Here is a 24,166-nt window from a genome sequence, read left to right as displayed (position 1 = left end):
CTAATTGTAGGCGTTGGCGCTGCCCCTCATCCGCCCTTCGGGCACCTTCTCCCCGTAAACGGGGCGAAGGAGAGAGCTAGCGCCCTTCGCGATACCACATCGAGCCCATCGCCAGGAGCAGCAGGCCGAGGCCGAGGAAGCCGCCGAACAGGGGCACGCGCGACACGGCTTTCAGCGCGCTGTCATCCGTTGTGCGCAGGCCGATCCAGTCGTCGCCCGAGGCGGCGGCCGAGGAGCGGACCGGCACGATCGAGGGCAGGCTTACGCCGCCGGTGAGGTTGCCAAGCGTCGAGGACGGCGCGAGGCGGCGCACGCTGCCGCCGGTCGCCTCTGCCGGCGCCTTGAGCTTGTCTTCGGTCGAAACCACATCGGCGAATTCCGGCGCGTTGATCGGGCCGACATGGGCGAGCGCGGTGAGGTCGCCATTGCCGACCTGGTAAAGGCCGATCTCGTTCACCTGCAGGCTGCCGGTGAAAACGCCGGGCTCCGACTTTTCGAGCTTCACCGAAACCGCCTTGCCGGTCGGCGTGATGACCTGGGCAACGCCCGGATCGTCGCTCATCGTCTGGCGGCGGATCTCCAGCATCATGCCGCGGCCGTCGGCGGTCAGGCGCTCTTCTTCCAGCTCCGGCTCCTTCATCAGCCAGTGGGCGATGCGCCGGTAGAGCTGGACATGCGGGCCGCCGCCCTCGAAGCCGCGCGCCCACAACCAGCCCTGGTCGGAGAGCAGCATGCCGACGCGGCCTTCGCCCTTGCGGTCGAGCAGGAGCAGCGGCCGGTCGTCGGCGCCTTTCATGACCACTTCGCCTTCCGGATTCTTGACGCCGATGGTGCGGAACCAGCGGCTCCAATGCGGCGGCTCGCTGGCCGAGCCGTCGAGCCCGCGCGTCACCGGATGGCGCTGGCCGAGTTCGGTCAGGCGCGGATAGAAGGCCTTGTCCACCACTTCTCCGGTCGGCATGGCCGGCAGCGCGCCGTTCAGCGGCGTGCGCGCGATCGAGTTCTCGCCGGCATATTCGGGGCCGGCGGCGATCAGCAGCGCGCCGCCCTTTTCGACATATTCGGAGATGTAGTCGTAATAGAGGATCGGCAGCACGTCGCGGTGCTGGTAGCGGTCGAAGATGATCAGGTCGAAATCCTTGATCTTCTCGACGAACAGCTCGCGCGTCGGAAAGGCGATCAGCGACAATTCGTTGATCGGCGTGCCGTCCTGCTTTTCCGGCGGACGCAGGATGGTGAAGTGGACGAGATCGACCGAGGCGTCCGACTTCAACAGATTGCGCCAGGTCCGCTCGCCGGCATGCGGCTCGCCGGAGACGAGCAGGACGCGCAGGTTCTCGCGGATGCCGTCGACCAGCGCGATGGCGCGGTTGTTTGCGTCGGTGAGCTCGCCTTCCTCGCGGTCTATGCCGAGCTGGACGATGTTGCGGCCGGCATTGGGGATGGCGACCTCGAGCTTCATCGGCTGGCCGATGGTGGCATGCTCGACCGAGACCTGCTCGCCGTTGACCGAGACCCGCACATCCACCGGCGCGCCGTCGCCTTCCGTCGAAAGGACGCGATAGGTCATCTCGAGCGGCTTGCCGACGAGGCCGAAGCGCGGCGCGTTCTCGAAGCGGATGCGGCGGTCCTTCTCATGCTCGTGGCCGGTGATGAGCGCATGCAGCGGCGCGTTGAACTCCGGCGGACCGGAGGGCGTGTCATGCACCTCGCCGTCGGTGATCATGATCGCGCCGCCGATGCGCGAGGGCGGAACGTCGCGGAAGGCGCCTTCCAGCGCGCCGAACAGCTTCGTTTCGGTGCGCTCGTCGGCAGCATCCGACTTGCCGGCCTCGACGACGCGCACGTCGAACTGCTTGAAGCGGGCGAGCCGCTCCTGCATGCCGGCCAGCGCCTCATCGGTCTGCTTGGCGCGGTCGCCGATATCCTGGCTCTGGCTGCGGTCGACGATGAGGGCAACGACGCTCTTCAGCGCATCGCGTTCCTCGGCGAGGAACACCGGATTGAGCAACGCCGCGGCAAGCGCCAGCAGCGCGACCAGGCGCAGCACCGAGCCGCGCTGGCGGAACCACAGGCCGGCCAGCGCAAGCAAAAGCAGCGGCACCAAGAGCAGGCCGAACAGGGGCCAGGAGACGAGGGGTTCGAAGGAGAGCGACCAGTTCATGCGCTACTGCCCCAGCCGTTCGAGCAGCACGGGCACATGCACCTGGTCGGATTTGTAGTTGCCGGTCAGCATATACATCATGATGTTGACGCCGGCGCGCAGCGCATAGACGCGCTGCATCGGGTCCGGCGGCACCGTCGGCAGCAGCGGATCGCCGTTTTCGTCGACGGCCCAGGCGCCGGCGAAGTCATTGGCGGTGATCATGATCGGCGAGACGCCGTCGCCGGTGCGCACGGGACGGTTCTCGGTGTTGCTGGCATCGAGCGAGGCCTCGACCCAGAGTGGGCTGCCGTTGAAGCGGCCGGGAAACTCCGGAAGGATGAAAAAGGATTTCGTCAGCACGTGGTCCGACGGCACGGGTTCCAGCGGCGGCACGTTGAGGTTGGCGAGGATGTCGCGCAGCCTTTCGGTCGCGGGGCTCGCCCCGGTGGCGCCGATGCCGTTGGAGAACTGGTCGCGCGTGTCGAACAGCACCGTGCCGCCTTGCTGCATATAGGCATCGATGCGGGCGATCGCTGCCTGGCTCGGCATCGGCGCGCTGGCGTCGATCGGCCAGTAGATCAGCGGGAAGAAGGAGAGCTCGTCCTTGGCGATATCGACGCCGGCCGGCGGGCCGGGCTCCAGCGCCGTCTTCTCGATCAGGAAGCGGGTCAGGCCTTCCAGGCCGGCGCGGCTGATCGAATCGACGCCGGGCTCGCCGGTGATCACATAGGCGATGCGGGTCTTCGAGATGTCCTCGATCGCCTGCGCGTCGCCCGGTTTGGCGTCGTCGGCGCGTGCTAGGTCGGCATGGCCGAGCAGGGCGCCGAGCGCAAGCATCACGGCGGCGGTCGCCACCGCGGCGCGGCGCGGCCGGCGCGACAACAGCCCGCCCATCCAGAACACGGCCAGCGTGTCGAGCGCCATCAAGAGCAGCGCCAGGGCCACCAGCGGTCCCTTGAGGTTCTCCGATTCGTCGAAGGCGTAGGGAATGGCGGTCACCGGCAACGAGACCTGCGGACGGGCGAGTGGGGCAAAGGTGCTCGCGGCGTTGAGCAGGTTATGGGCGAAGACGCCGGTCTCCGAGCCGTAAAGCCCGGGCGGATTTTCCAGCGTTACCGGCAGCAGGCCGGCACCCGGCACCAGCGGCCGCGCATCGGGCGAGGGGGGCGTCAGCGTGCCGTCGGCGCCGATCATGCGGTAAGGCGCCAGCGATGTCGCCTTGGCTTCGGCATTGGCGACGGCCGCGCCCTGGTTGCGCGACAATTGCACGACGCGCCGCAGCATCTCGACGAAGCTGCCGGAGATCGGCAGGTTCGACCAGGTCGCCTCGGGCGTGACATGGAACAGCACCAGCGTGCCCTTGTCCTTCTTTGCGCCGGTGACCAGCGGCGTGCCGTCGGCAAGCGTTGCCCAGGTGCGCTCGACGATGTCCGGCGTCGGCTCGGCCAGGACCTGCCTGCTCACCGTCACTTCCGACGGTGGGGAGAGATCGGCAAATGGGCCGTTCTTCGGGAATTCGGTGACGGCCTGCGGGCTTGTCCAGGACAGCGCGCCGCCGAGCGCCCGCTCGCCGCTGCGCAGGCGCACCGGCAGAAGGTCGTCGTCATTGCCGGCGGCGGCAAGGCGCGGGCCGGCAAAGCGCACCAGCGTGCCGCCATTGTTGACCCAGTCGACCAGCCGCTGCCGGACCTGTTCGGGAATGGTGCCGACATCGGCCATGATGATCATCGCCGGCTTCTGGTCGAGAAGCTGCGGGATGGCGTCCGCCAGATCGGCGCTCGACGGCTCGACCAGATCGGCGAAAGGCTGAAGCGCGCGGCGGATGTAATAGAGCGGCGACAAAAGCGGCTGCGCCTGGTCGGCTTCTGCCTGCGACAGGAGCCCGACGCGGCGGCGCTTGGAGCTTTCGTCAAGCACGCGCACGGCGCCTGCCTGATGCTCGCCGTCGAGCGCGATGGAGGCGAAGTCGTTGCGCAATTCGAAGGGCACCGTCATCGTGCCGGTGGCGGTGGCTTCGCCCGGCGCGAAGGTCAGCGTCGCATCGGCGATGCGGCGGCCCTTGTCGTCGAAGGCGCCGGCGGTGACCTGCGCCGGCGCCGGATCGCCCGGCGTGCGGATGGCCGTCAGCGCGAAGCCGTCGACCTGGTTGTCTGCGCCGATCAGGCCGGTCAGCGAAAGCCGATCGGCGGTGACCCAGACCAGCCGCGAGGCGTTCTTTTCGAGCAGCGTCTTGAACGCCGCCTCGTCGCCATTGGCGGCAAGCCCGTCGGCCAGCACGGCCACGGCAGCGCCGGGCAGGCGCTCGAGCGTGGCGGCGACGCGGGCATAGACCGCCGGCCGGTCGGTGGGGATCGGCCGCGGCTTGGCGGCGCGCAACCGGTCGAGCGCGGCCGACGCGTCGAACGGGCCGATCTCGGCATTGGGTTTTTCGGCGGTGAAGGCGATGACCACCGGGACGCCGTTCGAGCCGGCATCGGCGATCAGCCGCTCGGCGGTGGCGACGCGCTTGCCCCAATCGGCAGCACTTGCCCAGTCATTGTCGATGACCAGCGCCAGGGCCGAGCCTTCCGCTGGCAGCTTTTCGCGCGGGTTGAAGACCGGCTCGGCCAGCGCCATCACGATAAGCGCCGCCATCAGCAGCCGAAGCAGCGTCAGCCACCAGGGGCTCTGCTGCGGCGTCTCCTCGCGCCTCAGCACGCGAGCAAGGATCTTCAGCGGCGGAAAGACCTCCGTCTGCGGCTTTGGCGGGGTGAGCCTGAGCAGCCACCAGATCACCGGCAGCGCCAGTAGGCCCCACAGAACCATCGGTGCGCCGAAGGAAAGCGGCAGCCAGCTCATGCGACCGCCTTTCCGGCATGACCGCTGGCAGCGGTCAGTCTGCCGTGGCTGCCGTCAGCGGTCATCGCCATATGGACGCGAACCAGCGCGTCGGAGGCGAGGCGGTCGGTGTGATTGACCGTAAAACTCCAGCCCAGCCGCTTGCACCAGCCGGCCAGTTCCTCGCGGCGCGCCCGGTAAAGCAGGCGGTATTCCTCGGCGAGCGTCTCGGCGCGGCCGGCGGTCAGCTTGTCGCCGGTCTCGGGATCGGTGAACTCGGTGCGGCCGGCATAGGGGAAGGTCTCCTCGGCCGGGTCGGCGACCTCGATCAGATGGGCGCGCACGCCGTGCCGCGCGAGCACGTCGAGCCAGGCCATGGTTTCCTCGACCGGATCGAGGAAGTCGCTGACGATGACGATGTCGCAGAAGCGGCGGATGGCAGACAGATCGGGCTTGGCCGGCAATGCGGCGGCATGGCTGAGCTGGGCTGCGATGCGCTCGGCGCCGTTGCGCGCCGTGAAAGGATCGGTCAGGCCCGGCCAGGCAATGCGCTCGCCGCTGCGCGACAGAAGCTCGGCCATGGCAAGTGTCAGTACCAGCGCGCGCGATTCCTTGGAAACGCCGGCGCCGGCGGATTTATAGAGCATCGAAGGCGAGGGGTCGGCCCAGAGCCAGACGGTATGGGCGGCTTCCCATTCGCGATCGCGCACATAGGTGTGGTCGTCGCGGGCCGAGCGGCGCCAGTCGATTCGCGAGGAATCGCCTTCGACATAGGGCCGGAACTGCCAGAAATTCTCGCCGATGCCGCGCTTGCGGCGGCCGTGCCAGCCGGCGATCACCGTGTTGACGATGCGGCGCGCCTCTACCAGCAGATCGGGGACCAGTGAGGCCCGCAACCGGCCACGGGCGAGCGCGTCGCGCGTCGCTACCGGTGCCTGGACCTCGCCTATTCGACCCATCAGATGCCTTTTGCCAGTTTCGCCACCACGTCGCGCACCGAGGTGCCTTCGGCGCGGGCGGCGAAAGTCAGCGCCATGCGATGCTGCAGCACCGGCTCGGCCAAAGCGCGGATGTCGTCGACCGAAGGCGCCAATCTTCCATCATACAGCGCGCGGGCGCGGGCGCACAGGGTGAGCGCCTGGCTGGCGCGAGGACCAGGGCCCCAGGCGACATGCTTGTCTGTTTCGGCATTGCCCTGTCCCGGACGCGCCGAGCGCACCAGCTTGAGGATCGCCTCGACGACGCTTTCCGGCACCGGCATGCGCCGGATTAGCGTCTGGATTTCCCGCAATCTGGCCGGCTGCAGCACATTATCGGCCTTGGCCTCGTCGACGCCGGTAGTCTCGAGCAGGATGCGGCGCTCGGCCTCGATCTCCGGGTAGAGAATGTCGACCTGCATGAGGAAGCGGTCGAGCTGCGCTTCGGGCAACGGATAGGTGCCTTCCTGCTCCAGCGGGTTCTGCGTCGCCAGCACGTGGAAAGGCGAGGGCAGGTCGTGGCGGACGCCGGCAATGGTGACGTGATACTCCTGCATGGCCTGGAGCAGCGCCGATTGCGTGCGCGGCGAGGCGCGGTTGATCTCGTCGGCCATCAGCAATTGCGTGAAGATCGGCCCGGAAATGAAGCGGAAGGAGCGCTTGCCGAACTCGTCCTGCTCCATCACTTCGGAACCGAGGATGTCCGACGGCATCAGGTCGGGCGTGAATTGGACGCGGCGCGAATCGAGGCCGAGCACGATGCCGAGCGTCTCGACCAGCTTGGTCTTGGCGAGGCCCGGCACGCCGACCAGCAGCGCATGGCTGCCGGCCAGCAGCGCTACCAGCGCGCGCTCGACCACGGCTTCCTGGCCGAAGATCACCCGGCCGACCGCGTCGCGGACCCTGGAGATGTCGGCAAGCGCCTTCTCGGCCTCCTCGATCATCGCCTTTTCGCCGATCGGGCTCTCCTTGATCATCACGCTCATGCCGCTCGATCCTTGTGGTTGGAAATATCGGCCTGCATTCTCAATGTTGCAGAATGCCGCGATTCGGCCCCGCCTGGCCCCTACATTCGAACTTAAATCACAGACTTAGGCCGACAAGGCTGACAATCGGGACAACAGTGACTATTTCGTGACCATGGCCGAACGCAGCGAACATCGTGAACAAAGCCTGAGCGAACATAGCCTGACCAGCGCCACCGAGGCGCGCGGGCTGGAAGCGCTGATCTCGCGCGCGGCGCGCGCCGGCAAGGGGCCGGCTCCGGTCGAGCGCTGGAATCCGGATTTCTGCGGCGATCTCGACATGGAGATCAAGGCCGACGGCACCTGGTTCTATCTCGGTACGCCGATCGGCCGCATGCCGCTGGTGCAGCTTTTTTCGAGTGTGCTGCGCAAGGATGCCGACGGCAAGACCTATCTGGTTACGCCGGTCGAGCGGGTCGGCATCCGCGTCGCCGATGCGGCTTTCATCGCCGTCGAGATGAATGTGTCCGGGGCCGGCGACGACCAGATCATCACCTTCCGCACCAATGTCGGCGACGTCGTCGAAGCCGGGCCCGGCCATCCGCTGCGCTTCGTCGACGAGGAAGCGACCGGGGGCTTGAAACCATATCTCCTGGTGCGCGGGCGGCTGGAGGCGCTGGTGGCACGGCCGGTCATGTATGAACTGGTCGAGCACGGCGAGGAGATCGACATCGACGGCAGAACGATGTTTGCCGTGCGCTCGGGCGGCGAGGTCTATCCGATCATGCCGGCCGAGAAGCTGAAACGGCTGAGCGCGTGATGGACCAGGTGACGCCGGCGCCGTTCTCGATTGCCGATTTTCGGGCGCGTGTCGCGGCGCAGGCGGCGATCGTCCCCGGCGACGATTTCGGCGACCATCGCTTCAATCCGGGACATCCGAGGCTCACGCACATCAAGCCGTTGCGCGACGCGGCGGTGCTGATCCCGGTCGTCGATCACGCCGAGGGCGCCACGGTGCTGCTCACCAAGCGCGCGGAGAAGCTACGCAGCCATTCCGGGCAGGTGGCCTTTCCCGGCGGGACCATCGATCCAACCGATTCCGGGCCAGAAGGGACGGCGTTGCGCGAGACCTTCGAGGAGATCGGGCTCGCGCGCGACTACATAGAAATCGTCGGCCGCATGCCGGACTATGTCTCCGGCAGCGGCTATCGGATCGTGCCGGTGCTTTCGGTGGTGCGCCCCGGGTTTTCACTGACGCTCAACGCCGATGAGGTCGACGCCGCCTTCGAGGTGCCGCTCGGGTTCCTGATGGACCCTGCCAACCACAAGCGTGACAGCCGCATGTGGAACGACCTCGAATGGGTCTTCTACGACATGCCCTATGGCGACCAGCGCATCTGGGGCGTCACCGCCGGCATCGTCCGCACGCTCTATGAAAGGCTCTATGGGTGAGCGCTGATGTCATTCTGCTGGGCGCCGATTGGCTGCAGGACAAGCACCTGCAGTTGCTGCTCGCCGTATTGAAGGAGGGCGGCGAGGAAGCGCGCGTGGCCGGCGGCGCCGTGCGCAACACGCTGCTCGGCCAGCCGGTGGCGGATGTAGACATCGCCGCCACGACGGTGCCCGAGGAAACCATCCGCCGCGCCGAGGCGGCCGGCTTCAAGACGGTGCCGACCGGTATCGAGCATGGCACGATCACCGTTGTCGCCGGCGGCAAACCCTATGAGGTCACGACGCTGCGCGCCGACATCGAGACCGATGGACGGCGGGCCAAGGTGATCTTCGGGCGCGACTGGAAAGCGGACGCCGAGCGGCGCGACTTCACCATCAATGCGCTATACGCCGAAGCCGACGGCACGGTTATCGACCTCGTCGGCGGCATTGCCGATATCGAGGCGCGGCAGCTGCGCTTCATCGGCGACGCCGAAGCGCGCATCCGCGAGGATTTCTTGCGCATCCTGCGCTTCTTTCGCTTCTTCGCCTGGTATGGCGATGGCCGGCCCAATGCCGAAGGCCTGAAGGCCTGCGCCAGGCTGAAGGACGGACTTGCCCAGCTTTCGGCCGAGCGCGTCTGGTCGGAGCTGAAGAAATTGCTTTCCGCGTCGGACCCATCACGTGCGCTACTGTGGATGCGCCAGGCCGGCGTGCTCACGGCAGTCCTGCCGGAGAGCGAAAAATGGGGGATCGACGCTATCCACGGGCTGGTCAAGACCGAGAAGCACCTCGGCTGGGCCGCCGATCCGATGCTCAGGCTGGAAGCGATAGTGCCACCCGACGCAGCGCGCATGAAGACGCTCGCCGAGCGGCTGCGATTTTCGACAGGTGAGGGGGAGCGCCTCAAGCATTGGGCGCTGACTTCGCTGCCTGAACCCAGGACGACCGAGACAGAACTGGCGAAAAAGCTCTATTTCGGCGACCGGGACGGTTTCCTCGATCGGTTGCGGCTTGCGCTCGCCGGCGCGCGGACACGGGCCGTCGAAGACAATCAGGCGATGATGGATGCCGGCGGCTTCTCACGCCTCATCAATTTCACGTCCAGATGGGAAAAGCCGGTGTTTCCGATCAAGGGCGCCGACCTGACCGAACTTGGCGCGTCGCCCGGTCCGAAGCTCGGCGCGATTTTGAAGAATCTCGAGAAGGAATGGGTCGAGTCCGGCTTCACGCTGGAACGCGGCGCGCTGCTCGAGCGCGCCACGCAAGCCCTCGAAAGCTGATCGACGTCACTTGATCGCGACGGGGGCCAGGGCGCGCGAAAGGCTCGCCTCGCCTTTGCCGTAGACGGCGGGATTGTAGTTGACCAGCGTATCGGTGCGCGCCGTGTTGAGCAGATCGTTGGTGATCTGGGTGGCGCTCGCCTTGGTGAACTTGCTGCCGATGATGGCGGCATAGCCGGAGATGATCGGCGCGGCGAAGGACGTGCCGTAGAGGCCCGTCTTATCGCCGGTTACGCCGACCACGAGGAAATGGCTCTGCACCTGCGTGTTCGAGCCGGCGTAGTTCGAATACCATGCAAGCTGGGCCTTGTTCGACGTCGTGCCGTTCGAAGACAGTGCGCCGACGAAGATCGCCGATGCCTTGCCGACCAAAGCGAGGTCGAGATAATCCTGCTGGCCGTTCACCACACCGCCGACGGCGACCGCGTCGTTGCCGGCGGCCTTCGACACGACGGCCAGTCCCTTGGCGGCATAGTTGATGATCGAAGCTTCCTCTGGGGCCCAGCCGATCTGGCTCGTGCTGTAGCCCGATTTTGCGTACATGCCGTAGCTCAAATTCAGCACGTTCAGGCCCGACGCCAGCGGGACCGACGTGCCGGTGCTGAAGTCCTTCGACCTTATCGTCGCCAGCGGCGCGATCATGCTCGCCTCCTGCCGGGTCCATTCGCCGTGCCGCTGATACTGGGTGCCGAGACCGAAATTGCCGGAAAAGCGCGACGAACTGCTGAAATCGTCGACGATGGTGATGGTGACGCCCTTGCCCTTGTAGCCGGCCGCCCATGCGGCGCCGACGTCGGAGCTCATCCAGCTTTGCAGACCCTGCACCGCTTGCGTCGTCGCCATCGGCATCGTCGCGCTGACGCAGATGGATCCGCCACCGCCGTGGCAGAGCGCGGCGGTCTCGTCCGCATCGAGGCCTTCCTCCGCGGCCGCGATCGGCGCCGACAGCGCAACAAGGACGGCGGCAAGGCCAAATTTCATGCTCCTGCTCCGGTCGTGGAAGAACCCGGACGGGCGAGCGCGCATTTCAGGGCGGGACGAATTCTTCATTTGCGGCCTCCTGGCATTCAGAAAACGAGACGGTAATTCAGCCAGAGACGCATGCTCTCCGGCCTGGCGTTGACGAGGTATTTCAGTGTCTCTTCCGGCGCCATCTCACCCGCCGCGAGCCGGCAGTTGACGCTGTAGGTGCCCAGATCGCCGTAGTCGGCCACGCACGGCTTTTCGGTCAGGTTTCCGCCGATCATCGAGGTTACGGACAGCGAAAGCGTGCTGTTCGGGTTCGGATGGATCTGGGTGAGAAAGCCGATTTTGAGGCTCGGCTCGACGCTGTATTTGTCGCCGTGTTCCCCGGTCCCGAAGCCCCACAGGATGCCGGTGTTTTCGGTGATCTGGGTGATGAGATCGACATGCATATCGACCCAACTTGCGTGGTACCACTGGCTGAACGAGACCCAGGTGCCATTCTGCAGCTCGTAGCCGCCATTGCCGAGGCCTCTGGCACGGTCGCTGAGCGGGGAGCCCTGGTGGATATCGACCAGCGATGTGGTCCATTCCTGCGCAGCCGCCGGCGACACGCCGAGCAACGCGCACAGCAAAAGCTGCGCCAGCGCGCGCAAGCCGCCTTTTCCGCCGGATTTTTCGCGCGTGCGCGAAACCACCACGCCCCCTCAGTCTCCGGTCGGCGGGTGACCATCTCTATCGGACAGCTCCGCAGCCGGATTGTTCGGGCGACGGTGGCATGAAGTCCGTTACCGCGGACTTAAATAAGCCGATTCGAATATAAGTATTTCTGAAAAATCAAGGGGTTCGCGGAGAGCGACGGGCTCTTCCGCGAAAGCCAGCCATCGCAACGGGTTCGAGCAATGGTCCGTCTTGTTCAGGCGGCGTCGCGAACCTTCTGGATGCGCGAACGGATCGCCTCGATCATCGTTTCGCGGATTACGGTCTCTCCATGCGTCTCGCGCATGTGCTCGACGGCGCGACGCATGACCTCCGCTTCCTCATCGGCGCGTGTGTGCCACTCGCATCCCGGGACCAGCGATCCGCATTGGAATTCCTTCATGGCTCTTCCTTTCATAGTGCGGGACGGTTCGGCTTCCGGACGGCCGCCCCTGATGTTTCTTGGCAGCTTCGGGGAAGTGGCGGCCAACTTCTCCCCAGTCGGTCTATCGGATTATCATAACACGTGTCGGCCGGTTCGGTTGCATCGACGTCCGTTTGTGCGGTTCAAAAAGAAAGGCGAGGCACTGTGCCCCGCCTTTCCTGCCGCCTGAGAACTGGACCTAGGGCCTATGGCTTTGACGCAATTCCGGACGGAAAACCGCTAGGCTTTTCCTGGAATTGCTCCGGGCTACTTCATGATCTTGACCGCTTCGGCAACCTTGTTCTTGCCGCTCATGTCCCAGGAGACGCGGACCTTCTCGCCGGCCTGGATGCCGGGATCCTTGAAGGCCTTGGACAGAGTGAAGGTCGATCCGTCGTCCAGAACCAGGCTCATGGCTGTTCCGTCAAAACTCTTGACCGTGCCGGTCTTGTGCTTGACTGCGGCGAAGGCGGCGCCGCCGGAGGCGAGAAAGGCAGCGGCTGCTGCCGTCACAATAAGCTTGCGCATGGCATGCTCTCCTGAAATTGCGGGCGCCCGGAGAGCGAGATGAAAGCTCGCTCCGGGAAGGCACCCCTCTCGATCAGGGCCGTCAAGTCGCGTCGGGTCACGGCCCATGGGAGATGAACCGCCGGCGCTTCCCGACCCGGCGACCTTAAATAATGTAATTCTTTCAGAAGGATATTAGACGAAAAAGAAATCCGCCCCGCCACATTGCCGGTCAAGATTCGGCGAATGGGACCTCAATGCGGCCATTGTCCTGCTCACGGCATTGTTATGGCCACTTCACCTCGGGCGGCAGGCTGGAGAGGATCGAGGCGACATTGCCGCCGGTCTTCAGGCCGAAGATGGTGCCGCGATCGTGAAGCAAGTTGAATTCGACGTAACGGCCGCGGCGGATGAGCTGTTCGTTGCGATCGTCATCGGTCCAGTTCTCGTTGAAATTGCCGCGCACCAGGTGATTGTAGACGACGAGGAACGACCGCCCGACATCCTGGACGAAATTGAGATCGGCGTTCCAGCCGCCCTTGTCCTCCTCCGAATGCAGCCAGTCGAAGAAGATGCCGCCGATGCCGCGCGGCTCGTCGCGATGGGCTAGGAAGAAATACTCGTCACACCAGGCCTTGAATTTCGGATAGTCGGCGACCGCGGCATTCTTCTCGCAGGCGAACTGCATGGCGCGGTGGAAGGCCACCGTATCGGGATCGTCCTGGGTACGGCGGCGGTCGAGCACCGGCGTCAGGTCGGCGCCGCCGCCGAACCAGTGGCGCGTGGTGACCACCATGCGCGTGTTCATGTGCACAGCCGGCACGTTGGGGTTCCAGGGATGCGCGATCAGCGAGATGCCGCTCGCCCAGAACCGCGGGTCCTCCTCGGCGCCGGGGATCTGCTTGCGGAACTCGGGCGAAAACTCGCCATGGACGGTCGACGTGTGCACCCCGACCTTTTCGAAGACCCGGCCGCGCATCATCGACATGATGCCGCCGCCGCCCTTGCCCTGGTCGCGCTCCCAGGGCGTCTTCTCGAAACGGCCGGGCGACCAGTCCGCCAGCGGCCCGGCAAGATCCTGCTCGATCCGCTCGAAGGTGCCGCAGATGCGCTCGCGCAAAGCCTCGAACCAGAGGCGGGCCTTCATCTTCTTTTGCTCGATATCGGCCGGCAGCCCCACGGGAAGGTCAGGTCGTTCCAATTCCGTCTCCAGTCACAGGCTGCTTGCCCGACAAATGACTCGTTTTTTCCGCGCGCGATCCCTAATCTCTTGAGGGCAAGGGTCAAGTCCCGTCTGATCCAGGTGCAAAGGAGTTCCTTCGTGCGCACCCCGGCAAGACCGCCGCTGGATGGCTTGAGGAAGAGGCTGGAGCGCTCGCGGGCCGAGCGCGAGACAAATCCGCGCGACGGTTTTTTGCGCGAGACCTTCGTGCTGCCGCGACCAGCGGCGCGCCTCAAGGCGAAGGAATGGTTCGAGCGCTTCCCGAAACAGGCCTATTGGACCGAGATCGAAAGCTGGTTCGAACGCCCGGGCGATGTGATCGAGTTTACCATGCGGCGCCTGCCGGCGGCTGACTAAGGTGCATTGATATTCAGGTGAGGCCGGCCTGCAAACGGCGGCTTCCTGCGCTTCCGGTGCTCACGTACTTAAGTACGCTCCGCTCCGGTTCTCTGAAGCCACCATTTTCGACTCGGCCTGACCTGAATCTCAATGCACCTTGGCGCCAGGCCGTCAGCGCACCACCAGCCGCCTTGCGCCTGTCCCCTCCTGCGCTAGCCGGTCCTCCTTGTTCCTCAGCGGGCATTTGTCGATCGACATGCAGCCGCAGCCGATGCAGTCGGTGAGGCCGTCGCGCAGTTTCTTCAACTGGGCGATCTTGTGGTCGAGCCCGTCGCGCCAGGTCGTCGATAGAACATTCCAGTCCTCGCGCGTCGGGGTGCGCTCCTCGGGTAGGGATTTCAAGGCTGCGGCGATTTCGGCCAGCGAGATGCCCACCTCCTGGGCGACGCGGATGATGGCGACGCGGCGCAGCACGTCGCGGCTGTAGCGGCGCTGGTTGCCCGAGGTGCGGTGGCTGCGGATCAGCCCGCGTGCTTCGTAAAAATGCAGCGCCGACACCGCCACGCCGCTGCGGACCGCCACCTGACCGACCGTCAATTCCCGTACCGGAGCCATTTCAGATTCCCGCTTGACCTCAAGTTAAGTTGAGCTTGTAGCCAAGGATGGACGATATGGCAAATCAAGGAGAAGGCGATGTGTGCCTGGACAAAAACGGCGGCAGGAGAGGCTGTCGAGGACAGTGAGAAAGCCTGCAGGATCTTAGCCGAGCTGGCGGAGCGCTTCGCCCGCGACCATGGCGACGGAGAGCGCGACATTGATGCTGCGGGCGCCCGGCCGCATCGGAATGGTCAGCCGCGCATCCGCCGTCTGGTGAACCTCTTGCGTCACGCCGGCGGATTCGCGGCCGAACAGAAGGATGTCGCCGGCGGCGAAGGCGAAGTCCGTATAGGCGCCGGTGGCCTTGGTGGTGAGCAGCACCAGGCGGCGCCCGTTCGCCTGGCGCCACTCCTCGAAGGCGTGCCAGTCGGCGTGGCGGGAAAGCGCCGCCATTTCGAGATAGTCCATGCCGGCCCGTTTCAGCGCCCGGTCGGAGAGCGGGAATCCGGCGGGCTCGACGATGTCGACGGCAAGGTCGAGGCAGGCGGCGAAGCGCAGGATTGTCCCGGTGTTGCCGGCGATATCCGGTTGGTAGAGCGCGATGCGGAGACGATCGTTCATTTCCGCATCCTTCTAATAAGTGGCAGATCGGCCACAGACGTCTCCCGCTTTCGGCGATTTCTGGACTGGCGGGTGGCCCTTTTCTGCGAAGTCGAGTATATGCCCATCATCGTCAACCCGAACCGATGGAGGGGGACCACATGATGACCATGCACATCCAGCACCTCTCCCGGGGCTTTGTAAGCCCGACGGCGGTCTCGGTACGACGATTCTTCTGACACTTTAAGTCCTCATCGCACCGATTCCCGCCGAACCCAGTTTTCGGCCTTCGAAGGAATCTTGCGATGTTTTCCAAACTGCCAAAGGGGCCAAGCGCCCCAGCCGAACGTGCCGGGACCGACGCTTCGCGTCATGTCCGCACTGACGCCTGGCGCTATGACCCGACCGATTTGATGCGCGCCTCCGGCCGAATGCCGGCGGCCGATTTCGCGTCACCGTTTCTATCGCATCTGCACATGGAGGATGGACCGATGTTCGATCCCTACAAAATACCGGGCACCAGAAACCTGCACGAGCGCAAGGCGGCGACCTGGGCGCTGCTGATCGGCGAGACCTACTCGTCGGCGGTGCATGCCGAGACGCGCCGCAGGCCGCATCGCGGCATGCTGCCGGACGTCGATTTCTCGCGCGCCGTGCCTGACCCCAGCCGGCCCTCGCTGCTGCGCCGCATCGTCCGAATGATACGGCCGGGCGCGAGGTTCCGAGTTGTCGACACCGCGGCGTCATCGAACGAGCCTGTCGGCGAAAAGCCCGCGAACCCCTATATTGCGCGAAGCAGGGCCGACGGTCCGGATGATTCCGTGTCGTCGGCCCGCGCCGATGCGCGGCCGAAAAGCCTTGCCCATCAATCCCGCGCCGCGTGAGCGCACAGACATTCGAGTGCCCGGAAATGTTCCGCTGGTTTGAAAAAAGGCTCAATCCGTTTCCCGCCGAGGAGCCGGTCGAGCCGCCGAAGACGCTGATCGCGTTCTGCGTGCATTACACGCGCGGCGCCTGGCCCTACATCATTGTGGACGGGGTCTTGGTGGCGGCGATCGCCGTCGCCGAGGTGTGGATGTTCGGTTTCATGGGCCGCATCGTCGACTGGCTGTCGGCGCAGAACCGCGAAACGTTCCTGCAGACGGAGAGCTGGAAACTGGCCGGCATGGCTTTCATCGTGCTGTTTGCGCTGCCCGGCACGGTCTGGTTGCGTTCGCTGGTCAACCAGCAGACGACGATGGGCAATTATCCGATGCGGATCCGTTGGCAGGTGCATCGCTACCTGCTGAAACAGTCGATGGCTTTCTACCAGGACGAGTTCGCTGGCCGTATCGCCACCAAGCTGATGCAAACCGCACTTGCCGTGCGCGACTGCGTCATGAAGGTCATAGACGTCCTCAACTACGTCATCGTCTACTTCCTCGGCATGCTGCTCATCGTCGGCTCGGCGGACTTGCGGCTGGCTGCGCCGCTGGGCGCATGGCTGGTCGGCTATATCGCGCTGCTGTGTTACTTCATCCCGCGGCTTGGCAAGGTCGGCGAGGAGCAGGCCAATGCGCGCTCGACCATGACTGGCCGTGTCGTCGACAGTTATTCCAACATCCAGACAGTGAAGCTGTTTTCCCACGCGCGCCGCGAGGCGGGCTTCGCCAGGGAAGGCATGGCCGGCTTCCTCGACACGGTCTACCGGTCGATGCGGCTGGTGACGGTGCTTTACGGCCTGCTCTACATCCTGAACGCACTGCTGCTGTTCTCGGTCACCGCGCTGTCGCTGTGGCTGTGGCTCGGCGATGTCGTGACAATCGGCGCTGTTGCTGTGGTCATCGGCCTGGTGCTCAGGATGTGGGGCATGTCGCAGTGGATCATGTGGGAGATGTCGGGCCTGTTCGAGAACATCGGCACGGTGCAGGACGGCATTCAATCGATCTCGCTGCCGCGCCTGGTCGAGGATAGGCCGGACGCTCAGGAAATCGCCGTTTCCAGAGGCGATATCCGCTTTGAGGATATCGGCTTCCATTACGGCAAGCAGAGGGGTGTCATCGAGAAGCTGTCGCTGACGGTCAAGCCGGGCGAGAAGGTCGGCATAGTTGGCCGCTCCGGCGCCGGCAAATCGACGCTGGTCAATCTGCTCCTGCGCTTCTACGACCTCGAAGCCGGCCGGATCCTGATCGACGGCCAGGAGATCGCTTCGGTGAAACAGGATTCGCTGCGCGCGCAGATCGGCATGGTGACGCAAGACACCTCGCTGCTGCATCGTTCAGTGCGCGACAACATCCTTTACGGCCGCCCCGACGCCACCGAAGAGATGTTGCTCGAAGCGGCGCGGCGGGCCGAGGCGCTGGACTTCATCGGTGGGCTTTCCGACCACAAGGGACGCAAGGGGCTGGACGCCCATGTCGGCGACCGCGGCGTCAAACTGTCCGGCGGCCAGCGGCAACGCATCGCCATTGCTCGCGTTATGTTGAAGGACGCGCCGATCCTTATCCTTGACGAAGCGACCTCGGCGCTGGATTCGGAGGCCGAAGCCGCGATCCAGGAGAACCTCTACAGGCTGATGCAGGGCAAGACCGTCATCGCAATCGCTCACCGGCTGTCGACCATCGCGGCCATGGACAGGCTTGTGGTGATGGATCAGGGCCGTGTCATCGAGGAAGGGTCGCATGACGAGCTCGTCGCTCGCGGCGGGCTCTATGCGCAGCTCTGGCAGCGCCAATCTGGCGGGTTCCTGCTCGACGATGCGCCGGCCGAAGCCGCCAATGATGCAATGGCCAAGGGTGAAGCCGCGGAATGATGCAGGCCGTCTATCGCTGGTTCGAGCATTGGGTCTACCCGTTCCGTGAGCCGGCGAATCTTCGGCCACCGTCGAGCGTCGGCGGATTCCTGTGGCACTATGTCGGGCAGGCGAAGCTCGCTTTCTTCGCCATGCTGATCATCGGCGGCATTGCGCCTCTGGTCGAGGCCGGGCTGTTCTATTTCGTCGGGCGGCTGGTCGATATACTCGACCAGTTGCCCGCCGAACGCAGCTGGCACGCATTATGGACCGCGGCCGGTCCGGAACTGCTGTTCATGGGCGCGGTCGTGCTCATCATCCGCACGGCTGTCGTCGGACTGGCCGCGCTGGTCGACGAGCAGACGATCACGCCCGGCTTCTACAATCTGGTGCGCTGGCAGGGCCACCGGCATGTCTCGCGTCAGTCCTACGCCTTCTTCCAGAACGATTTCGCCGGCCGCATCGCGACGAAGGTCTGGCAGGCGGGCCAGGCGACGGGCGATCTGATGGAAAGCTTCATCGAGGTCGTCTGGTTCATGGTCGTCTATACGGTGACGACGCTGGCGCTGGTCGCCGGGCTCGACCTCAGGCTGGCGGTGCTGGTGGTGATTTGGATCGCCGCCTTCGGCTGGCTGGCAAAACTCTACCTGCCGGCGATCCGCAAGCACGCCGAGGCGACGGCGGAAGCCGGCTCGATGATCACCGGGCGCATTGTCGATTCCTATTCCAACGTGCAAACGCTGAAGCTCTTCGCCGTCGATGGCGACGACCGTTACATCCGCAACGGTTTCGACATCTATCTCGATGCGCTGCGGCCGTTCACGCGGCGGCTGACGGGCGTGCGCATGGCGCTGACGACACTGTCCGGCATCATGATCACGGCGATCGCCGCCTTCGCCATCTATCTGTGGGTCGAAGGTTCGATCACGGTCGGCGCCGTCGCCTTCACGCTGTCGCTGGTGCTCAGGCTCAACATGCTGCTCGGGCGGTTGATGATGCAGCTCAACGGTATCCTGAGGAACCTCGGCGTGCTGGAAAACTCCAAGGCGCTGATTTCGCAGCCGCTCGGGCTGACCGATGCGCCGAACGCAAAGGAGCTGATGGTCGCCGGCGGCCGCATCGACGTCAGGGATGTCACCTTCCACTACGGCAAGGGGGTAGGGGTGCTTGACGGCATCGATCTCGTCGTGCGTCCGGGCGAGAAGGTCGGGCTGGTCGGCCCGTCCGGCGCCGGCAAGACGACCTTGGCCAATCTGATCCTGCGGCTCTACGATCTCGAAGGCGGCAAGATCCTGATCGATGGCCAGGACATCGCGCATGTCACGCAGAACTCCTTGCGCGGCAATATCGGCGTGGTCAGCCAGGATACCGCGCTCTTCCACCGCTCGTTGCGCGACAACATCAAGCTCGGCATGCCGGATGCGACGGATGCGCAGGTGATTGCCGCGGCGAAGAGGGCCGAGGCGCATGATTTCATTCTTGGCCTGCGCGACAATCGCGAGCGCGCCGGCTACGACGCCTATGTCGGCGAGCGTGGCGTGAAACTCTCCGGCGGCCAGCGGCAACGTGTGGCGATCGCCCGCGTCTTCCTCAAGGACGCGCCGATCCTGATCCTGGACGAGGCAACCTCGGCGCTCGATTCCGACATCGAGGCGGCGATCCAGGAGAATCTGGAGCGGCTGATGGAGAACAAGACGGTGATCGCCATCGCGCACCGGCTGTCGACCATCGCCGCGCTCGACCGGCTGGTGGTGCTCGATGGCGGGCGCATCGTCGAACAAGGCACGCATGACGAGCTGGTGGCGCTTGACGGGCTCTATGCGCGGCTGTGGAAACGGCAATCCGGCGGTTTCCTGTTCAACGAGGAGAGCGCGCTGGAAGAGACGCGGCCAGCGGAGTAGAACCAAGCCATGTCGGTACGCATGCCTACGAATTTCGGTCGGTCAGGCGCGCAGGATAGCGCGCTCGACCTGCTCGGCCACGAAATCCTGGCCGAGAAGGCGGCGGCGCTTGGCCGCGCCGGGCAGCGCGTCGAACAGACGCTGGGCAAACTGCGCGAGGAGGGCGAGGGCGAACACCGGCCCCGGCTGCTGAAGGAAGCGGCCGCGGCCGTGCACGCCTACTTTATTCAGCGCGAGCTTTGTGGCTTGCGAAAACATGACGCCGTCATCCGCGAGTACGATATCCCGCGGGCGGTCTTGGTCAGGCTGGGTGCAAGCTAAGAGGCCAAAAACCTATTCCAGCCACTCGGTGATGAAGTGGCCGTTCTCGTGGATGTCGGTGCTTTCGAGCGGACCGGGGCCGAGATTGACGAACTTATGCGGCGTATGCGGCGGCACGATCAGGATCTGGCCGGCGGTGGCCTTGATCTCCCGGTCGCCGACCGTAAACAGGCCGGTGCCGGAACGGATGACGAAAATCTCCGCATAGGGGTGCTTGTGCAGGCGCGGGCCGGCGCCGATCTCCGGCTGATAGTTGAAGATCAGGCAGGAATTGGCGCCGAACTGGCCGCATTGCAGCTCGCCTTTCCACTGGTCGGGAGGCTGAGCCCAGCTGTCGCGATCGATGACATGCGCCATGACGGCAGAATAGACCGGGCCAGCGGCGGCTGTCGAGGCAAACCCCGGTCCGATTTCGCGGCGGATTTTCAGTTGTTTGGCGTTCTCGGGCGACCTGTTGGGGATATGCCGGCAGCGACCGCCCGAAAGCCCCGCGACAATCTGCCCTTGTGGCCTCACCCCGCTGGACAAAAACGGGCCGCACGCATAAACCGAAAATCCAAATGCCGGAGGAATTCGCTAGCCTGTTCGCCATGCGCTGTCGGGCAGGTGCGATTGAGCGGGGACAAGGCTCGGCCTCCGGTTAGGAAGAGGCGAAAGGATCAGGCACCCGTGAGCGCAACCGACATCCACGATCCCAACCGTCGCGATTTTCTTTATGTAGCCACCGGCATGGCCGCCGTCGTCGGCGCCGGAGCCGTCGCATGGCCGTTCATCGACCAGATGCGCCCCGACGCCTCGACGCTGGCGCTTGCCTCGGTCGAGGTCGACGTGGCCTCGCTGCAGCCCGGCAGTTCGCTGATCGTCAAGTGGCGCGGCAAGCCGGTCGTGGTGCGCAACCGCACCGAGAAGGAAATGAAGGACGGCGAAGCCGTCAATCTCGCCGACCTCAAGGACCCGATCGCGCGCAACGCCAACCTGCCGTCCGACGCGCCGGCGACCGACGCCAACCGCACGACGCCCGGCAAGGAAGCGTGGATGGTCATGGTGCAGGTCTGCACGCATCTGGGCTGCATCCCGCTCGGCCAGGAAGGCGATTTCGGCGGCTGGTTCTGCCCGTGCCACGGCTCGCAATACGACACCGCCGGTCGCATCCGCAAAGGCCCGGCGCCGGAGAACATGGCGATCCCGGTATTCAAGTTCATTTCCGATACCAAAATCCTTATCGGTTGAGGCAGGGGATATTTCGATGAGCGAGGGACACTCGACCTATACGCCCAAGACCGGTATCGAGCGCTGGTTCGACGCGCGCATGCCGCTGCCGAGGCTGATCTATGACAGCTTCGTCTCCTATCCGGTGCCGCGCAACCTCAACTATATGTGGACGTTCGGCGGCATCCTGTCGATCATGCTCGCCTCGCAGATCCTGACCGGCATCGTGCTGGCCATGCACTACACGTCCGACACCAATCTCGCCTTCGATTCGGTCGAGAAGATCATGCGCGACGTGAACTCCGGCTGGCTCTTGCGCTACATGCATGCCAACGGCGCCTCGTTCTTCTTCATCGCCGTCTACCTGCACATCTTTCGCGGCCTGTTCTACGGCTCCTACAAGGCGCCGCGCGAGCTGCTCTGGATCCTCGGCTGCATCATCTACCTGTTGATGATGGCGACCGGCTTCATGGGCTACGTGCTGCCCTGGGGACAGATGAGCTTCTGGGGCGCCACCGTCATCACCGGCTTCTTCAGCGCCATCCCGCTGGTCGGCAACTGGATCCAGCAGCTCCTGCTCGGCGGCTTCGCTGTCGACGATCCGACGCTGAACCGCTTCTTCGCGCTGCATTACCTGCTGCCGTTCATGATCGCCGGTGTCGTTATCCTGCATATTTGGGCGCTGCATGTCGTCGGCCAGTCGAACCCGACCGGCATCGAGGTCAAGTCGAAGACCGACACCGTCGCCTTTACGCCCTATGCGACCATCAAGGACGCGTTCGGCATGATCGTGTTCCTGTTCGTCTTCGCCTATTTCGTCTTCTACCTGCCGAACTATCTCGGCCATGCCGACAACTACATCGTTGCCAACCCGCTGAAGACCCCGGCTCATATCGTTCCGGAATGGTACTTCCTGCCGTTCTACGCGATCCTGCGCGCCATCACCTTCAACATCGGGCCGATCAACTCCAAGCTCGGCGGCGTGCTGTGCATGTTCGGCGCCATCGCCATGCTGTTCCTGGTGCCGTGGCTCGACACCTCCAAGGTGCGCTCGGCGGTCTATCGCCCCTGGTACAAGCTGTTCTTCTGGCTGTTCGTGGCCGACGCCATCCTGCTCGGATGGCTGGGCTCGCAGCCGGCGGAAGGCGCCTATGTGTTCATGGCGCAGATGGCGACTTTGTTCTACTTCGCCTTCTTCCTGATCGTCATGCCGGTGCTCGGCCTCATCGAGACGCCGCGCAGGCTGCCGAACTCGATCACCGAGGCGGTACTGGAGAAGAACAAGGGCGGCAGCGGACATCCGGCGGGCGCCACGGCCGCACCACAGACCAAGGGCTGAGCGGTAGAGAATCTAAGGGGATTTGGCATGAAGAAGATTCTCACCTCGTTGGCGTTGCTCGGCCTTGTCGTCGCGGGCACCGCGGCCATCGCCGCCGAAGAGGAGCACAATGCGGCGGCGCCGACGCATTTCCCGATCAACGAACCCAAGGAAATGAGCTGGAGCTTCTCGGGGCCGTTCGGCACCTATGACAAGGGCCAGCTGCAGCGCGGTTTCAAGGTCTACAAGGAAGTCTGCTCGGCCTGCCATTCGATGAATCTGGTGGCGTTCCGCACGCTGCAGGGGCCGACCGGACTTGGCTATTCCGAGGCGCAGATCAAGTCGCTGGCCGCGAGCTATACGATCCATGACGGCCCCAACGACGCCGGCGACATGTTCGACCGTCCCGGCAAGCCGTCCGACTATTTCCCGGCGCCGTTCGCGAACGAACAGGCGGCGGCTTCGGCCAATGGCGGCGCTGCTCCGCCCGACATGTCGCTGCTCGCCAAGGCGCGCGGCGTCGAGCGCGGCTTCCCGCAGTTCGTCTTCGACATCTTTACCCAGTATGACGCGGGCGGCCCCGACTACATCCACTCGCTGCTGACCGGCTACGACCAGACGCCGCCGGCTGGTATGGTCATCCCGGAAGGCACGCACTACAACCCGTACTTCATGTCCGGCGTGTCGCTGAAGATGCCGAAGCCGCTCTCGGACGGCCAGGTGACCTATGACGACGGCGCGCCGCAGACGGTCGACCAGTATTCGCGCGACGTGGCGACTTTCCTGGCCTGGGCGGCCGAGCCGCATATGGAAGAGCGCAAGAAGACCGGCTTCCGCGTGCTTTTCTTCCTGCTGGCATTTGGCATTCTGGTCTATCTCACCAAGCGCAGGGTTTGGGCCGATGTCGCGCACTGAGCGCGACCGGCAGCAAGCATTCGAAGGGCGCCGCGAGGCGCCCTTTTTGTTCGGGGATACTTCCGCGCTTCAATCCTTTTGCGCGGGCATGAGCGACACCGATCCTTTGCCGGATGCGCTTGTCTCGGGCGACACATCGCGGTAGCCGTTGTGGTTGCGTGGCGCCGGATGCGCGTCGCAATTCACAGCCGAAAAATCGCGGAGCCCTCCGTCTCATGAAATCCTCGCTCGAAGACACGCTGCTTGCGGCGATCCGCACCATTCCGGACTATCCCAAGCCCGGCATCCTGTTTCGCGACATCACCACGCTGCTCGGCGACGCACGCGCCTTCCGCCGCGCCATCGACGAGCTGGTGCATCCCTATGCCGGGCTGAAGATCGACAAGATCGCCGGCATAGAGGCGCGCGGTTTCATCCTGGGCGGCGCCGTGGCGCACCAGCTGTCGGCCGGCTTCGTGCCGATCCGCAAGAAGGGCAAGCTGCCCTACGAGACCGTGCGCGTCGCCTACAGCCTGGAATACGGGCTGGACGAGATGGAGATGCACAAGGACGGTGTTTCGCCCGGCGAGAAGGTGATCCTGGTCGACGACCTGATCGCGACCGGCGGCACCGCGGAAGCGGCGGTGAAGCTGCTCAGGCAGATCGGTGCCGACATCGTCGCGGCCTGCTTCGTCATCGACCTGCCGGACCTTGGCGGCCGCAAGAAGCTGGAAGCGCTCGGCGTGCCGGTCAGGACGCTGATCGGGTTCGAGGGGCATTGAG

24 protein-coding genes are annotated in these 24,166 nt (G+C 64.8%); 12 read left to right on the top strand and 12 right to left on the bottom strand.

Annotated features, from left to right (window positions below):
• Positions 1-76: 76 nt before the first annotated feature.
• Genes FJ988_RS26685 through FJ988_RS26670 form a run of 4 tightly spaced genes read right to left on the bottom strand, consistent with a single transcriptional unit; the run spans position 77 to position 6,926 of the window.
• Complete coding sequence (locus FJ988_RS26685) at positions 77-2,164, bottom strand: hypothetical protein (protein WP_140821619.1); 2,088 nt, start codon at positions 2,162-2,164, stop codon at positions 77-79.
• 3 nt (positions 2,165-2,167) lie between these two features.
• Positions 2,168-4,984 (bottom strand): DUF4159 domain-containing protein, encoded by a 2,817-nt coding sequence (locus FJ988_RS26680; protein WP_140821617.1) that lies wholly within the window; start codon positions 4,982-4,984, stop codon positions 2,168-2,170.
• On the bottom strand, positions 4,981-5,922 hold the full coding sequence (locus tag FJ988_RS26675; protein WP_140821615.1) for a DUF58 domain-containing protein: 942 nt from the start codon (positions 5,920-5,922) through the stop codon (positions 4,981-4,983). Before FJ988_RS26675 ends, FJ988_RS26680 begins: the two co-directional genes overlap by 4 nt.
• Positions 5,922-6,926 carry a MoxR family ATPase gene (locus FJ988_RS26670; RefSeq protein WP_140821613.1) on the bottom strand — a complete coding sequence of 335 codons (1,005 nt, stop codon included), beginning with the start codon at positions 6,924-6,926 and terminating at the stop codon, positions 5,922-5,924. The genes FJ988_RS26675 and FJ988_RS26670 overlap by 1 nt, the downstream gene beginning before the upstream one ends.
• 154 nt (positions 6,927-7,080) lie before the next feature.
• On the opposite strand from FJ988_RS26670, the gene FJ988_RS26665 reads away from it, so the two are divergent.
• From FJ988_RS26665 to FJ988_RS26655, 3 genes are read left to right on the top strand one after another with little or no spacing between them, the layout of a single operon-like run.
• Positions 7,081-7,725, top strand: coding sequence for a DUF1285 domain-containing protein (locus tag FJ988_RS26665; protein ID WP_140821642.1), 645 nt, complete (start codon positions 7,081-7,083; stop codon positions 7,723-7,725).
• The gene (locus tag FJ988_RS26660) at positions 7,725-8,357 is read left to right on the top strand and encodes a CoA pyrophosphatase (RefSeq protein ID WP_140821611.1); all 633 of its coding nucleotides are present in this window, start codon (positions 7,725-7,727) and stop codon (positions 8,355-8,357) included. Before FJ988_RS26665 ends, FJ988_RS26660 begins: the two co-directional genes overlap by 1 nt.
• Positions 8,354-9,619: a CCA tRNA nucleotidyltransferase gene (locus tag FJ988_RS26655; protein ID WP_140821609.1), complete on the top strand. Its 1,266-nt coding sequence runs from the start codon at positions 8,354-8,356 to the stop codon at positions 9,617-9,619. Before FJ988_RS26660 ends, FJ988_RS26655 begins: the two co-directional genes overlap by 4 nt.
• A gap of 6 nt (positions 9,620-9,625) precedes the next feature.
• Here the strand turns inward: FJ988_RS26655 and FJ988_RS26650 are convergent, their stop codons facing one another.
• From FJ988_RS26650 to hemF, 5 genes are all read right to left on the bottom strand, one after another.
• Positions 9,626-10,600 (bottom strand): S8 family serine peptidase, encoded by a 975-nt coding sequence (locus FJ988_RS26650; protein WP_246688664.1) that lies wholly within the window; start codon positions 10,598-10,600, stop codon positions 9,626-9,628.
• Positions 10,601-10,686: 86 nt separating this feature from the next.
• Positions 10,687-11,283, bottom strand: a complete 597-nt coding sequence (locus FJ988_RS26645) for a hypothetical protein (RefSeq protein ID WP_246688663.1) — start codon at positions 11,281-11,283, stop codon at positions 10,687-10,689.
• Positions 11,284-11,498: 215 nt separating this feature from the next.
• Positions 11,499-11,684 carry a DUF1059 domain-containing protein gene (locus FJ988_RS26640; RefSeq protein WP_140821605.1) on the bottom strand — a complete coding sequence of 62 codons (186 nt, stop codon included), beginning with the start codon at positions 11,682-11,684 and terminating at the stop codon, positions 11,499-11,501.
• A gap of 288 nt (positions 11,685-11,972) precedes the next feature.
• Positions 11,973-12,233 (bottom strand): DUF1344 domain-containing protein, encoded by a 261-nt coding sequence (locus FJ988_RS26635; protein WP_140821603.1) that lies wholly within the window; start codon positions 12,231-12,233, stop codon positions 11,973-11,975.
• A gap of 265 nt (positions 12,234-12,498) precedes the next feature.
• Positions 12,499-13,413, bottom strand: coding sequence for an oxygen-dependent coproporphyrinogen oxidase (hemF, locus tag FJ988_RS26630; RefSeq protein WP_140821601.1), 915 nt, complete (start codon positions 13,411-13,413; stop codon positions 12,499-12,501).
• A 120-nt stretch (positions 13,414-13,533) separates the two neighbouring features.
• On the opposite strand from hemF, the gene FJ988_RS26625 reads away from it, so the two are divergent.
• A complete protein-coding gene (locus FJ988_RS26625; protein ID WP_140821599.1) occupies positions 13,534-13,791 on the top strand; it encodes a hypothetical protein in 258 nt (85 codons plus the stop codon).
• 153 nt (positions 13,792-13,944) lie between these two features.
• Here the strand turns inward: FJ988_RS26625 and soxR are convergent, their stop codons facing one another.
• Both soxR and FJ988_RS26615 read right to left on the bottom strand, forming a co-directional pair.
• On the bottom strand, positions 13,945-14,388 hold the full coding sequence (gene soxR, locus FJ988_RS26620) for a redox-sensitive transcriptional activator SoxR (protein WP_140821597.1): 444 nt from the start codon (positions 14,386-14,388) through the stop codon (positions 13,945-13,947).
• Positions 14,389-14,532: 144 nt separating this feature from the next.
• Positions 14,533-14,991: a tRNA (cytidine(34)-2'-O)-methyltransferase gene (locus FJ988_RS26615; RefSeq protein WP_140821595.1), complete on the bottom strand. Its 459-nt coding sequence runs from the start codon at positions 14,989-14,991 to the stop codon at positions 14,533-14,535.
• 470 nt (positions 14,992-15,461) lie between these two features.
• On the opposite strand from FJ988_RS26615, the gene FJ988_RS26610 reads away from it, so the two are divergent.
• From FJ988_RS26610 to FJ988_RS26595, 4 genes are read left to right on the top strand one after another with little or no spacing between them, the layout of a single operon-like run.
• The gene (locus tag FJ988_RS26610) at positions 15,462-15,854 is read left to right on the top strand and encodes a hypothetical protein (protein WP_140821593.1); all 393 of its coding nucleotides are present in this window, start codon (positions 15,462-15,464) and stop codon (positions 15,852-15,854) included.
• A 26-nt stretch (positions 15,855-15,880) separates the two neighbouring features.
• Positions 15,881-17,761 (top strand): ABC transporter ATP-binding protein, encoded by a 1,881-nt coding sequence (locus tag FJ988_RS26605; RefSeq protein WP_140821591.1) that lies wholly within the window; start codon positions 15,881-15,883, stop codon positions 17,759-17,761.
• The gene (locus tag FJ988_RS26600) at positions 17,758-19,641 is read left to right on the top strand and encodes an ABC transporter ATP-binding protein (protein WP_140821589.1); all 1,884 of its coding nucleotides are present in this window, start codon (positions 17,758-17,760) and stop codon (positions 19,639-19,641) included. Before FJ988_RS26605 ends, FJ988_RS26600 begins: the two co-directional genes overlap by 4 nt.
• Positions 19,642-19,650: 9 nt before the next feature.
• A complete protein-coding gene (locus FJ988_RS26595; RefSeq protein WP_140821587.1) occupies positions 19,651-19,962 on the top strand; it encodes a DUF6665 family protein in 312 nt (103 codons plus the stop codon).
• Positions 19,963-19,974: 12 nt separating this feature from the next.
• On the opposite strand, the gene FJ988_RS26590 is transcribed toward FJ988_RS26595, so the two are convergent.
• Entirely contained in the window at positions 19,975-20,319 is a 345-nt protein-coding gene (locus FJ988_RS26590) for a cupin domain-containing protein (protein WP_140821585.1), read from the bottom strand.
• Positions 20,320-20,631: 312 nt separating this feature from the next.
• On the opposite strand from FJ988_RS26590, the gene petA reads away from it, so the two are divergent.
• The 4 genes from petA (at position 20,632) to FJ988_RS26570 (ending at position 24,165) form a co-directional block, all read left to right on the top strand.
• The gene (gene petA / locus FJ988_RS26585; RefSeq protein WP_112099424.1) at positions 20,632-21,192 is read left to right on the top strand and encodes a ubiquinol-cytochrome c reductase iron-sulfur subunit; all 561 of its coding nucleotides are present in this window, start codon (positions 20,632-20,634) and stop codon (positions 21,190-21,192) included.
• Positions 21,193-21,208: 16 nt separating this feature from the next.
• Entirely contained in the window at positions 21,209-22,510 is a 1,302-nt protein-coding gene (locus tag FJ988_RS26580; RefSeq protein WP_140821583.1) for a cytochrome b N-terminal domain-containing protein, read from the top strand.
• Positions 22,511-22,537: 27 nt separating this feature from the next.
• On the top strand, positions 22,538-23,404 hold the full coding sequence (locus tag FJ988_RS26575) for a cytochrome c1 (protein ID WP_140821581.1): 867 nt from the start codon (positions 22,538-22,540) through the stop codon (positions 23,402-23,404).
• Positions 23,405-23,619: 215 nt separating this feature from the next.
• On the top strand, positions 23,620-24,165 hold the full coding sequence (locus tag FJ988_RS26570; protein ID WP_140821579.1) for an adenine phosphoribosyltransferase: 546 nt from the start codon (positions 23,620-23,622) through the stop codon (positions 24,163-24,165).
• Position 24,166: the final 1 nt, after the last annotated feature.

It is taken from the genome of Mesorhizobium sp. CU3, from assembly GCF_006442965.1.
Taxonomy (GTDB): domain Bacteria; phylum Pseudomonadota; class Alphaproteobacteria; order Rhizobiales; family Rhizobiaceae; genus Mesorhizobium.
Note: the sequence above shows the minus strand (reverse complement) of the source record. Positions and strands in the feature narration are given on the sequence as shown.

Bases quoted from the DNA above. Each gene is read 5' to 3' on its own strand.
- FJ988_RS26685 (WP_140821619.1), bottom strand. From the start codon at position 2,164: ATGAACTGGTCGCTCTCCTTCGAACCCCTCGTCTCCTGGCCCCTGTTC.
- FJ988_RS26680 (WP_140821617.1), bottom strand. From the start codon at position 4,984: ATGAGCTGGCTGCCGCTTTCCTTCGGCGCACCGATGGTTCTGTGGGGC.
- FJ988_RS26675 (WP_140821615.1), bottom strand. From the start codon at position 5,922: ATGGGTCGAATAGGCGAGGTCCAGGCACCGGTAGCGACGCGCGACGCG.
- FJ988_RS26670 (WP_140821613.1), bottom strand. From the start codon at position 6,926: ATGAGCGTGATGATCAAGGAGAGCCCGATCGGCGAAAAGGCGATGATC.
- FJ988_RS26665 (WP_140821642.1), top strand. From the start codon at position 7,081: ATGGCCGAACGCAGCGAACATCGTGAACAAAGCCTGAGCGAACATAGC.
- FJ988_RS26660 (WP_140821611.1), top strand. From the start codon at position 7,725: ATGGACCAGGTGACGCCGGCGCCGTTCTCGATTGCCGATTTTCGGGCG.
- FJ988_RS26650 (WP_246688664.1), bottom strand. From the start codon at position 10,600: ATGAAATTTGGCCTTGCCGCCGTCCTTGTTGCGCTGTCGGCGCCGATC.
- FJ988_RS26640 (WP_140821605.1), bottom strand. From the start codon at position 11,684: ATGAAGGAATTCCAATGCGGATCGCTGGTCCCGGGATGCGAGTGGCAC.
- FJ988_RS26635 (WP_140821603.1), bottom strand. From the start codon at position 12,233: ATGCGCAAGCTTATTGTGACGGCAGCAGCCGCTGCCTTTCTCGCCTCC.
- soxR (WP_140821597.1), bottom strand. From the start codon at position 14,388: ATGGCTCCGGTACGGGAATTGACGGTCGGTCAGGTGGCGGTCCGCAGC.
- FJ988_RS26615 (WP_140821595.1), bottom strand. From the start codon at position 14,991: ATGAACGATCGTCTCCGCATCGCGCTCTACCAACCGGATATCGCCGGC.
- FJ988_RS26610 (WP_140821593.1), top strand. From the start codon at position 15,462: ATGTTCGATCCCTACAAAATACCGGGCACCAGAAACCTGCACGAGCGC.
- FJ988_RS26605 (WP_140821591.1), top strand. From the start codon at position 15,881: ATGTTCCGCTGGTTTGAAAAAAGGCTCAATCCGTTTCCCGCCGAGGAG.
- FJ988_RS26600 (WP_140821589.1), top strand. From the start codon at position 17,758: ATGATGCAGGCCGTCTATCGCTGGTTCGAGCATTGGGTCTACCCGTTC.
- FJ988_RS26595 (WP_140821587.1), top strand. From the start codon at position 19,651: ATGTCGGTACGCATGCCTACGAATTTCGGTCGGTCAGGCGCGCAGGAT.
- FJ988_RS26590 (WP_140821585.1), bottom strand. From the start codon at position 20,319: ATGGCGCATGTCATCGATCGCGACAGCTGGGCTCAGCCTCCCGACCAG.
- FJ988_RS26580 (WP_140821583.1), top strand. From the start codon at position 21,209: ATGAGCGAGGGACACTCGACCTATACGCCCAAGACCGGTATCGAGCGC.
- FJ988_RS26575 (WP_140821581.1), top strand. From the start codon at position 22,538: ATGAAGAAGATTCTCACCTCGTTGGCGTTGCTCGGCCTTGTCGTCGCG.
- FJ988_RS26570 (WP_140821579.1), top strand. From the start codon at position 23,620: ATGAAATCCTCGCTCGAAGACACGCTGCTTGCGGCGATCCGCACCATT.